Source organism: Streptococcus oralis Uo5, assembly GCF_000253155.1.
GTDB classification, from domain to species: Bacteria; Bacillota; Bacilli; order Lactobacillales; family Streptococcaceae; genus Streptococcus; species Streptococcus oralis_L.
The window spans coordinates 1,905,800-1,917,508 of record NC_015291.1; the positions used below are offsets into that span (position 1 = coordinate 1,905,800).

An 11,709-nucleotide genomic window follows, 5' to 3' on the forward strand; every position below is an offset into this window, starting at 1 on the left:
CCCAGATCAGGTGCGGTCGAAGTTTAACACTTCCTCTCAGACTGTACACAGACTCCCATATCTTATATGGAAATATAGTAACGCAAATACTAGGAAAAGTCAAGGAAACTGCTTACAGAAAATCTTGAAAAAGAGTTTGAAGATAAATGCTTCAAACTCTATCATAGCTTTCTTATTTAGCCTCGTACCAGGTTGCTCCTTCATTCTCATCTGCGATAAGGGGAACACTGAGCTGGATAGCTTCTTCCATGGTTTGTTTCACTAGATCTTTAACGGCTGCTAGTTCCGATTTCGGAACCTCAAGGACGATTTCATCGTGCACTTGCAACAGCATCTTGGTCTGATAACCACCTTCAACTAGAGCCTTGTCTAGCTGGATCATAGCAATCTTAAGGATATCTGCTGCCGAACCCTGAATAGGAGAGTTGATGGCCGTCCGCTCTGCAAAACCACGAATGTTGAAGTTGCGCGAATTAATATCTGGCAACTCACGACGACGTTTGAAGAGAGTCTCTACATAACCCTTATCACGCGCCTCACGTACCACTTCATCCATGTAGTTTTTGATCCCTGGGAAGCGTTCAAAGTAGGTATCAATGTAAGCCTTAGCCTCTTTACGGCTGATGCCCAGATTATTCGATAAACCAAAATCTGAAATTCCGTAGACCACTCCAAAGTTGACAGCCTTGGCATTGCGACGGTCGTTTGGAGTTACATCCTCAGGGCGTTCAATTCCAAAGACCCGCATGGCTGTCGAGGTATGGATGTCTGCTCCCTCTTGGAAGGCCTTAATCAAGTGCTCATCCTTAGAAATATGAGCCAAAACGCGCAACTCAATCTGCGAATAATCCGAGCTAAGAAGAACACTATCCTCCCATTCAGGTACAAAGGCCTTACGAATGAGACGGCCTTGTTCCAAACGAACAGGGATATTTTGCAAGTTTGGATCTACACTAGACAGACGTCCGGTCTGAGTCAAATCCTGCACGTAGCGCGTGTGGATCTTGCCATCATCCAAAATCCAGTCCTGCAAACCAATCACATAGGTAGATTGAATCTTAGCAATCTGACGGTAGTCTAGAATTTTTTTAACAATCGGAGCAATAGGAGCTAGTCGCTCTAGCACATCCACGGCTGTCGAGTAACCTGTTTTGGTTTTCTTAGTGTATTCTAGAGGAAGACCCAGTTTTTCAAAGAGAAGCACGCCCAACTGCTTAGGGGAGTTGATATTAAACTCCTCACCAGCTAGCTCATAAATCTCTTGAGTGAGTTGCTCAATGACGACCTCATTTTCAGCCTGCATCTCAAGTAGGGTTTCTTTTTTGACCTTGATCCCAGCAATTTCCATCTTAGCAAGGACAAAAGCCAGAGGTTGCTCCATGTCATAGAGAAGGTCTAATTGTCCATGTTCACTGAGTTTTTCAAGTAAAACAGGCTCAGTCTCAACCAATACAGCAACTTTGCGAGCCAAGTGCTCCAAGAATTTCTCTCTCTCAGGGATAGCTTTCTTGACACCCTTACCGTAGAAAGTCTCATCATCGACCAAGTAAGTCTGGCCATAGAGATTCGCAATGGTTGAGATTTCATTGTTCTCGACTGTTGAGAGTAAGTATTTTGCCAAGCGACTGTCATAAGCAGGTGCCTGGAGGTTCAAACCCAAGCGATTTAAAAGAACCTTCGCTTTCTTAAAGTCATACACTTTCAGAGGTGTTTTTTCTAAAAATTCCTTGAGAATCGGCTCCTGCAAGAGCTCAAGTTTATCTGTAGTGTAAAGTTTATCCCCACAGGACCAGGCAAAACCAACCAAATCATCTGTATGGTAATTTTCACCAAAGAGTTCAAAGTGGAAGATAGAGTCGGCACTCAGCATGTCTTGACTGACTTGGTCAACAATAGTGAAATCCAAGCTCTCAGGCGCATCCTTCGACGAAACATTTAGAGCTTGTTTGAGCTGTTTGAAGCCCATCTCATCGTAGAATTTCCCGAGATTTTCCACATCTGGGCCATTATATACCAAATCATCAAGGCCAATCTCAATTGGTGCCTGAGTTTCAATGGTCGCCAAGGTTTTAGACAAAAAGGCTTGTTCCTTGTCATTGATGAGATTTTCCTTCATCTTAGAAGCCTTCATCCCATCGATATTTTCATAAATACCCTCGAGCGAACCATGTTCCAGCAAGAGCTTGATACCCGTCTTTTCACCGACTTTCGTGACACCAGGGATATTATCAGACTTATCCCCCATGAGGGCCTTAAGATCAATGAACTGAGCTGGCGTGAGGCCCATCTTTTCCATGAGATAGTCCGGCGTAAAGGCCTCAAACTCAGCCACACCTTTTTTGGAAATCTCTACCACCGTATGCTCGTCCGTCAACTGGATCAAATCCTTATCTCCGCTAACGATTGTCACATCAAAAGAATCCTTCTCAGCCAAACGGCCCAGAGTCCCGATGATATCATCTGCCTCATACTGGGGCAACTCGTAGTGTCGAATCCCAAGATGGTCTAACAACTCACGAATGAAGGGAAATTGCTCACGAAACTCATCTGGAGTTTTAGCACGGCCACCCTTGTAGTCTGCATACATCTCTGTTCGGAAAGTCGTCTTGCCTGCATCAAAAGCTACCAAAACATGGCTGGGTTCGACTCGCTCCAAGACATGATTTAACATGAGTTGAAAGCCATAGATTGCATTGGTATGAAGACCATTAGCATTTTTAAAACGATCCAGCTGCTGATAAAGCGCAAAAAAAGCTCGAAAAGCAACAGAAGATCCATCAATTAATAATAATTTTTTCTTGTCCATACACCCATTATAAAGGAAAGCAAGGAAAAATACCATCGGAAAGAGCTGAAAAACTTGGACTTATCCCTATTTCACCATAAAAAAGAAAAGGACTATTCAAATCCTTTTCTTCTATTGATTTCATGCGATTTATTTATTAAATTTTCTCTTTGCAAATGGTAGCAAACCAAGAAGGAGACCAACAAATCCTAGCGATGCAACTGCTGAAGCATCTTTGCTTCCTGTATTTGGAAGGAGTTGTTCATCCGTTGCTGCAGGCGCTTTGTAAGTACGATCTTGTTCTGTTCCAAGAGTAGGATTTGTAGCCAAAGGAGCTACACTGCCAGTGTATTCTGGAACTTCATTTACTGCAGGTTCAATCTTTTCAGCATAGGCTGGAATAGTAGTCACTGCCGGAGCACCACTTTCTGCATAAACTGGAACATTTGCTAGGGCTGGGGCGCTGCTTTCTCCATAAACTGGAACATTTGCTACGGCTGGAGCACCGTTTTCTCCATAAACTGGGACATTCGCTACTGCTGGAGCACCGCTTTCTGCATAGGCTGGAACATTCGCTACGGCTGGAGCGCCACTTTCTGCATAAGGCAGAGCATTGTTTACTATTGGGGCACCGCTTTCTCCGTAAGCTGGAACGTTCGCTACGATTGGAGCGCCACTTTCTGCATAGGCTGGGAGTTCATTTACAGCAGCTTCTACCGCATTTGCACCTTTGTTGTATTCTGTCAACTCTGCAGTTGCAGCTTCTACTGCGTTCACCCCACCTTTAAAGTCTTCAATTTCAAGAACAGCTGACATGACACTACTTAGAGTCTTAATAGCATCCTCATAGTCTGCTAAAGCTTGTTGCAAGTCTTTGACTTGACTATTCTTGTCACCAGAAACTTGTAAACTTGATAATTGCGCTTTAATCTTAGCAACTTGCTCTTCTAATTTACTTAGCTCAAGTTTTTTCGCATTACTATTTTCTTCTGCTGCTTCCTTATCTGCTGCGGCGAGTTTTGCTTGGTCTTGGCTTGAAAGTTGAGATTGAGTTTTTGCTTCGGCCGGTGTCACCTGGTCACTGTCTTCTGCTAAGAAATCATCTAGCAAGTCGGACGCTTCGATGTCACCTTCTTCAATGGCTTTCAGGATAGCATCTTTGCCAATCACTTCTTTAGCTTCTTTGATGGCTGCTTCCTTATCAGTGATAGTGGCATCCTTGTTGATGTCGTCGATGGTTGATTTTTCAATACCTTCAAGCGTTGAAAGCAATTCTGTTCGAACTTTTGCTGCATCAACCTGAGCCTCTTTATCAGCTTCGTCTAACTTAGCTTGGTCTTCATCTGTGAATTCTGATACAGGTTCAGCTACTGTTTTGTGCTCGCTCGTAAGAGTTTTCGATTCAGCTGGGCTTACCTGATCGCTATCCTCTGCCAAGAAGTCTGCTAACAAGTCTGAGGCGTCTAGCTCACCTTCTTCGATGGCTTTCAAGATAGCGTCCTTGCCAATCACTTCTTTAGTCGCCTTAATCGCTGCTTCCTTATTACTGATAGTGGCATCCTTGTTGATGTCGTCGATGGTTGATTTTTCAATTTTTTCTAAGGTAGCGATTAAATCTGAGCGAACTTTTGCTGCTTCTTCCACCGCTTCCTTATCTGCTGCAGCCAGTTTAGCTTGGTCTTGACTTGAAAGTTGAGATTGAGTTTTTGCTTCAGCCGGTGTCACCTGATCACTGTCTTCTGCTAAGAAATCATCTAGCAAGTCAGACGCTTCGATATCTCCATCTTCGATAGCTTTCAAAATGGCATCCTTGCCAATCACTTCTTTAGCCGCCTTAATCGCCGCTTCCTTATCAGTGATAGTGGCATCCTTGTTGATGTCATCGATGGTTGATTTTTCGATACCCTCAAGGGTTGTCAACAATTCGCTGTGGGCTTTTTCTTCTGCCGCCTTCTTAGCTTCTTCCTCTTTCTTAGCCACCTCGGCTGCTTCCTTGTCCGCTGCAGTGAGTTTAGCTTGATCTTGACCAGAAAGTTGAGATTGAGTTTTCGATTCAGCTGGGCTTACCTGATCGCTATCCTCTGCCAAGAAGTCTGCTAACAAGTCTGAGGCGTCTAGCTCACCTTCTTCGATGGCTTTCAAGATAGCGTCCTTGCCAATCACTTCTTTAGTCGCCTTAATCGCTGCTTCCTTATTACTGATAGTGGCATCCTTGTTGATGTCGTCGATGGTTGATTTTTCAATTTTTTCTAAGGTAGCGATTAAATCTGAGCGAACTTTAGCTGCTTCTTCCGCTGCTTCCTTGTCCGCTGCAGCCAGTTTAGCTTGGTCTTGACTTGAAAGTTGAGATTGAGTTTTTGCTCCGGCTGGTGTTACCTGGTCACTGTCTTCTGCCAAGAAATCATCTAACAAGTCGGACGCTTCGATATCGCCTTCTTCGATAGCTTTCAAGATAGCATCCTTGCCAATCACTTCTTTAGTCGCCTTAATCGCTGCTTCCTTATCAGTAATAGTAGCATCCTTGTTGATGTCGTCGATGGTTGATTTTTCAATACCTTCAAGCGTTGAAAGCAATTCTGTTCGAACTTTTGCTGCATCAACCTGAGCCTCTTTATCAGCTTCGTCTAACTTAGCTTGGTCTTCATCTGTGAATTCTGATACAGGTTCAGCTACTGTTTTGTGCTCGCTCGTATCTGCTGGCCAGTCTACAATAACATCCCCAATCTCCAAATTCTCATCTGCGATAGCCTTCAAAAGATCTTCTTTACCAATCTCTTCTTTGGCTTCTTTGATAGCCGCTTCTTTATTGGTGATTGAAGCGTCTTTTTTAATATCTTCAATTACAGCATTTTCAAGAGATTCTAGGGCTTGAACCAGGGCATCAGTCGCTTGAAAAACTTGTTCTTTGGCATCTTTTTCAGCCTGGTCTAATAGAGCCTTCTCCTCAGTAGATAATTTTTTATTAGTTTGAACTTCAGGACCTGTTACCACTGCTTTATCTTCTGCACCTTCTGGCAATTCAGCGATGATATTATCTAAGCTGAGCTCTCCAGACTCAAGAGTATCTGAAATATACATCTTACCGATATATTCCTTCACAGCTTCAGCTGCATCCTCTTTGTCCTCAATCGCTTCCTTATCCTTAATATCACTAATAGCCTGTTCCTCAAGTTCATCCAAAGCCTTCATCAACTCTTCTTTGGTCATTCTAGCTGGATTTGTCGCACCAGGATTAGCTGGACTAGCGTTTTCTGATCCCTTTTCAGTTTGAGCTCCGCTATCCCCTTCTGCTGCGGCTTGTGGTTGTGCAGGAGCAACTGCCTGCTCTTCTGCTTTTCCTCCATCTGCCTTGACTACTGAAGGCTGTGAAACGAAAACACCAGCTCCCAAAACAGCTGCACTTGCTAAACTTCTTAAAATTACTTTTTTCTTGTCCATTAGACAATGCCCCTCTTATAGTTTTTTAATATTATTATATTATACTACTTAATGAGCGTCAACTAATTTGTTATAGCTTTTTAAAAATTTTTTAATAAGAAGAAAGCTTATCTCTTGTTTAAGAAAGACTCGACATTCTCACCCCGTTACTATCGAGTTTGTAGCCATCAATAATCGTATTAACAGCTAAGGCTCCCGAAGCATCGACATAGTAATGTTTCCCCGAGACTTGGAACCATTGACTAGCTTTCATCCGGCCAGATTCCTCTAAGTAATACCAAGTTCCCTTGTCTTTAAGCCAGCCCGTCTGCATCTCACCCGAAGCCTTTAGATAATACCAGTGAGAGCCATCCTTAATCCAGCCAGTTGACATGGTCCCATTTTCTTTTAAATGATACCAATTGCCATTAACTTTTTTCCATCCTGTCGCTAGCTTACCATTCTCTCGGTAATACCAACTCCCTCCTTCTTTTTTCCAGCCTTTCACTGTATTGCTTAACTCTGCATACTGCACATATCTTCTAGCACCACTGTAGGATAGATAGCCGAGCCACTTATAACCATCCTTTTCAAGAACTTGATCATAACTCACACTCTCACCAGCATAATAGTAGTCAATAACCTGTCCTGTACTTGACGGTTGGTCCATAATCGGCGATTTCTCCGTGAATACTATTGCCCCACTAGACGGAAGCTCTGAGCTACGAGCATTCTCACCCGCACTATGGCTAGCAGATAAATCCCTAAAATGAATAAAACCTGTCATCGAACTAGCCTTGACTTTTCGACGATTATACTTTTCTCGAACCCCATAGTTATACTCTTCGATCTCAATCGTATCCCCCGACACATTTGATACCCAGGCCACGTGCCCATAATAACCTTCTGTCGACCAAGCAATAGCTCCAACTTCTGGCTTAGTATCCACACGGTAGCCTTCTCGCCTTGCACGGTGTCCCCATTCATTTGCATTTCCGTAGGCAGGAGGAATCTCAAAGCCATTTACACTACTCAAACGAAAGGCCGCAAAAGAGGTACACTGGCGAGAATACATCCGCCACTGATCGATTTCAACACTACCATTTTTGTAGTGAAGCGGATAGTCATCTCCACGCGCTACACTGTCGGCCTGAACTGATTCTCCACCAAACAAAAAGGTACTCGTAACGAACAAAGTAGCCAGCCCTACACTCAACTGAGTACATCTACTCTTCTTAACTCCTGATTTTAAAAACGTCATTCATTCTCCTTAATAATATAAATTTTCGAGGTTACCCTCGTTTATACTATTCGGGAGAAAAAGAAAAAAGTGAGCAAAGCTCACTTCATTTTAGGATTCTTAGTCTAGATAGCGAATCAAGTTCTTTTCTGTCAAGATATCTGAGTAGGTGAAGGATTCAACATAGACATTGGCTTGTTTGTCTCCTTCAACATCCCCAAATTCAACGATAAATAGAGATGGATAAACCTCAATTAGCTTACCCAATCTATTTTTTTGGCGCTTACGGCCATTCTCCAAAGTCATTTCAACGACTTGTCCCTCATGTGCCTTGATTTCTTCTTTGATTTTTTTCATCTTGGCTACATCTGTAAATGCATCTGACATCTTATGCCTCCCTCTTTGAGATACTTGAAAATTTATTGTATTCTTTTTGGAAAATCAATTCCACCGTTCCACGAGCTCCACTACGGTTTTTCTCGATGATAACCTCTACCTTGTTATTTGGAATTCCTTCCTCTTCTTCACCTGCACGATCATAGTAGTCGTCACGGTACAGAAAGGCTACGATATCCGCATCCTGCTCAATAGAACCCGATTCACGAATATCAGACAAGACTGGTCTCTTATCTTGACGCTGTTCCACTCCACGAGATAACTGACTAAGAGCAATGACTGGAACCTTTAGCTCTTTAGCTAGAATTTTCAACTGACGAGAAATTTCAGAGACTTCTTGTTGGCGGTTCTCACGACCAGTCCCTGTGATAAGCTGTAGGTAGTCGATCAAAATCAAGCCTAGATTGCCTGTTTCTTGAGCCAGTTTACGTGAGCGAGAGCGAATTTCCGTGATCCGAATCCCTGGCGTATCATCAATATAGATACTCGCGTTGGCTAGGTTCCCTTGGGCAATGGTATACTTTTGCCATTCCTCATCAGTCAATTGACCTGTACGGATAGAATGGGACTCCACTAATCCTTCGGCCGCCAACATACGGTCTACTAGACTTTCCGCACCCATTTCCAGTGAAAAGATGGCAACCGTCTTGTCCAACTTAGTCCCAATGTTCTGAGCAATGTTCAAAGCAAAGGCCGTCTTACCAACCGCTGGTCGCGCCGCTAGAATAATTAATTCCTCCTCATGGAGACCTGTCGTCATATGGTCCAAATCACGGTAACCCGTTGCAATACCAGTGATATCCGTAGTTTGTTGTGACCGAACTTCTAGGTTCCCAAAGTTGATATTTAGAATATCTCGGATGTTCTTGAACCCACTACGATTGGCGTTTTCGCTAACATCAATGAGTCCCTTTTCAGCCTGAGCGATGATTTCATCTGCAGGCTTAGAAGCCTCATAAGCTTGGTTGACAGACTCTGTCAACTTGGAAATCAAGCGACGAAGCATAGCCTTTTCGGCTACAATTTTAGCGTAATATTCTGCATTGGCTGAAGTTGGTACTGAGTTGACAATTTCAACAAGATAAGACAAGCCACCAATATTTTGGAGATCCCCTTGGCTATCCAAAATCGTTCGAACCGTCGTCGCATCAATCGCTTCCCCACGATCCGACAAATCTACCATCGCTTGGAAAATCAACCGATGAGCATACTTAAAGAAGTCACGAGAATCAATGTATTCTCGGACAAAAACGAGCTTACTCTCATCTATAAAAATAGCCCCCAGAACAGATTGTTCTGCTAAAATATCCTGAGGTTGAACTCGCAGTTCCTCTACTTCTGCCATCCGACTTTCCTTCCTTTTACAATCATGTCAAGAAGTTGTAAACTTAACCTTCTTTTACACGAAGATTGATGACACTTGTAACATCTTGATAGATCTTCACTGGTACATCAATCAAACCTACTGCTCGAATTGGTGCTTGCACTTGAATATTGCGTTTGTCAATCTTAATACCAAACTGCTTTTGCAATTCTTCTGCAATTTTCTTGTTAGTGATGGAACCAAATGTACGACCATCTGGTCCAACCTTTTCAACAAACTCTACAACCGTTTCTTCTGCTTCAAGCTTAGCTTTGATGGCTTTTGCTTCAGCAATCATTTCAGCATGAGCCTTTTCTTCTGATTTTTGTTTTCCACGCAACTCACCCACTGCTTGAGCAGTTGCTTCCTTGGCCAGATTCTTTTTAATCAGGAAGTTTTGAGCGTAGCCAGTTGGTACTTCCTTAATTTCGCCTTTCTTCCCTTTTCCTTTAACATCTGCTAAAAAGATTACTTTCATTCTTCTTTCTCCTTTTCCTTTACTTCTTCCAAGATTAGTTGAGTCAATTTTTCTCCTGCTTCTGTTAGACTCATATTCTCGATTTGCGCGGCAGCTAGATTAAAGTGACCACCGCCACCCAACTCTTCCATAATGCGTTGCACATTGATTTTACTACGACTTCGAGCCGAGATAGAGATAAATCCTTGTGTATTTTTTGCTAGAACGAAGCTGGCTTCAATACCTGACATAGCCAGCATAGCATCGGCAGCCTTACTGATAACAACTGTGTCATAAGACATTGAGTCCTTAGCTCGGGCAATCAAGATATCTGAACCTAACTTACGACCTTGTAAAATGAGTTCATTTACCTCACGGTACTCTTCAAAATCTGTCGCAGCAATCTCCTGGATAGCAATACTGTCACTTCCCCGTGTTCTCAGATAGCTAGCCACATCAAAGGTTCGGCTCGTCACGCGAGATGTGAAATTCTTGGTATCCAGCATCATACCAGCCATCAAAACACTGGCCTGCATACGACTCAAACGATTTTTCTTAGAATTTTGGAACTGAATCAATTCTGTGACCAGCTCACTGGCACTACTTGCCCCACTTTCAATATAGGTGATGACTGCATTCTCAGGGAAATCCTGATCACGTCTATGATGGTCAATAACAATAGTTTGAGTGAACAAATCATAAAAATCTTTTGACAAAGTCAAAGCCGTCTTGGAATGATCCACCAGAATCAATAATGAACGGTTTGTAACTAGCTTCATCGCATCTGTAAGAGATAAAAGTTTCGTGACATCTTCCTTCTTCAAGAAATGGATAGCACGTTCAATATCTGCTGGCATATGTTCTGCATCATAGACAGCATAACTGTTCTCAATAATATTACTTGCAAACAACTGCATACCGACAGCAGATCCCAAAGCATCCATATCTAGATTTTTATGACCGACTACAAAAACTTGGTCAACACTTCGAATCTTATCAGAAATGGCTGTCATCATGGCTCTGGTACGTGTACGAGTACGTTTGATAGATGCAGCAGTTCCTCCACCAAAGTAGACAGGATTCTTGGTTTCGTTATTTTCCTTGACCACCACCTGGTCACCACCGCGAACTTCTGCTAAGTTCAAGTTGAGCAAGGCAATTTTCCCTATCTCTTCATGGTTTCCATCACCATAAGAAAATCCCATACTTAAAGTTAGGGCTAGCTGCCTCTGTTTTGATTCTTCTCGGAAAGTATCAATAACGGAGAATTTATCATTCATCAATTCCTCTAGTACCGTGTAATCTGTGAATACATAAAAACGATCCATCCCCACACGGCGAGAAAACATAGCATACTTACTAGCAAATTCTGAAACAAAATTAGCTACAAAGCTATTGATATGGCTGATATCAGAGTCAGATGTCGCATCCTCCAAATCATCATAGTTATCTACTGAGATGACTCCAATGACTGGACGGCTAGTTACCAATTCGACAGTTGCTTCGTACTCCCCTGAAACGTCAAAGAAATACAGGACACCCGAAGCCTTGTCCATATGAACGGCATAGCGTGTTTCCCCCAAGGTAGCGTAAGAACCTGGGTTCCCCACCGAAGCTTTGATGATGGTTTGAATCAATTCAACATCAATTTCGCCTTCTTCAGTAGTCAAAATCAACTCAGCATAAGGATTAAACCATTCCACTTCGCCAGTAGATAGGTCTAATTTCAGAACACCAACCGGCATTTGTTCGAGCAGCGTGTTTAAACTATCTTCAGCTTGATGATTTACGTATTGGATTTGTTCAATTTCACTCTTTTCATACTGTTTTTTTTGCCAGACAAATAAAAGCAGATAAAGAAGTACAAATAAAAACAAGACACTGATTGTTACAGCAAGATTATGTGAAAAAATAATCAGCAAAGTTAAGATTCCGAAAGTTGCAAGTCCTAGCCAGACCGCAGAAAACGGGATTAAATTATTTTTTTTCATTCTAAACCTCTTGCGCATTATTATATCATAAAAACCCTTAAAAAGCGACCTTTTAAAAGA

7 protein-coding genes are annotated in these 11,709 nt (G+C 42.5%); all 7 read right to left on the reverse strand.

The features are described from left to right. Nucleotides 1-172: 172 nt before the first annotated feature. The 7 genes from polA to SOR_RS09490 all read right to left on the reverse strand — a co-directional run bounded on the left by polA (nt 173) and on the right by SOR_RS09490 (nt 11,649). The gene (gene polA, locus SOR_RS09460; protein WP_000358446.1) at nt 173-2,806 is read right to left on the reverse strand and encodes a DNA polymerase I; all 2,634 of its coding nucleotides are present in this window, start codon (nt 2,804-2,806) and stop codon (nt 173-175) included. Nucleotides 2,807-2,935: 129 nt separating this feature from the next. After that, complete coding sequence (locus tag SOR_RS09465; RefSeq protein ID WP_000358511.1) at nt 2,936-6,223, reverse strand: SIALI-17 repeat-containing surface protein; 3,288 nt, start codon at nt 6,221-6,223, stop codon at nt 2,936-2,938. A 118-nt stretch (nt 6,224-6,341) separates the two neighbouring features. Then, complete coding sequence (locus SOR_RS09470; protein ID WP_000143406.1) at nt 6,342-7,463, reverse strand: CHAP domain-containing protein; 1,122 nt, start codon at nt 7,461-7,463, stop codon at nt 6,342-6,344. A gap of 99 nt (nt 7,464-7,562) precedes the next feature. Beyond that, nucleotides 7,563-7,829, reverse strand: a complete 267-nt coding sequence (locus tag SOR_RS09475) for a Veg family protein (protein ID WP_001278165.1) — start codon at nt 7,827-7,829, stop codon at nt 7,563-7,565. 1 nt (nt 7,830) lies between these two features. Beyond that, a complete protein-coding gene (dnaB, locus tag SOR_RS09480; protein WP_000852476.1) occupies nt 7,831-9,183 on the reverse strand; it encodes a replicative DNA helicase in 1,353 nt (450 codons plus the stop codon). 43 nt (nt 9,184-9,226) lie between these two features. Beyond that, nucleotides 9,227-9,679 carry a 50S ribosomal protein L9 gene (rplI, locus tag SOR_RS09485; RefSeq protein ID WP_000864211.1) on the reverse strand — a complete coding sequence of 151 codons (453 nt, stop codon included), beginning with the start codon at nt 9,677-9,679 and terminating at the stop codon, nt 9,227-9,229. Beyond that, entirely contained in the window at nt 9,676-11,649 is a 1,974-nt protein-coding gene (locus SOR_RS09490; protein WP_000739984.1) for a DHH family phosphoesterase, read from the reverse strand. The genes rplI and SOR_RS09490 overlap by 4 nt, the downstream gene beginning before the upstream one ends. Nucleotides 11,650-11,709: the final 60 nt, after the last annotated feature.

Coding starts and splice junctions, on each gene's coding strand:
- SOR_RS09490 (WP_000739984.1), bottom strand. CDS start 11,649: ATGAAAAAAAATAATTTAATCCCGTTTTCTGCGGTCTGGCTAGGACTT.
- rplI (WP_000864211.1), bottom strand. CDS start 9,679: ATGAAAGTAATCTTTTTAGCAGATGTTAAAGGAAAAGGGAAGAAAGGC.
- SOR_RS09470 (WP_000143406.1), bottom strand. CDS start 7,463: ATGACGTTTTTAAAATCAGGAGTTAAGAAGAGTAGATGTACTCAGTTG.
- dnaB (WP_000852476.1), bottom strand. CDS start 9,183: ATGGCAGAAGTAGAGGAACTGCGAGTTCAACCTCAGGATATTTTAGCA.
- SOR_RS09475 (WP_001278165.1), bottom strand. CDS start 7,829: ATGTCAGATGCATTTACAGATGTAGCCAAGATGAAAAAAATCAAAGAA.
- SOR_RS09465 (WP_000358511.1), bottom strand. CDS start 6,223: ATGGACAAGAAAAAAGTAATTTTAAGAAGTTTAGCAAGTGCAGCTGTT.
- polA (WP_000358446.1), bottom strand. CDS start 2,806: ATGGACAAGAAAAAATTATTATTAATTGATGGATCTTCTGTTGCTTTT.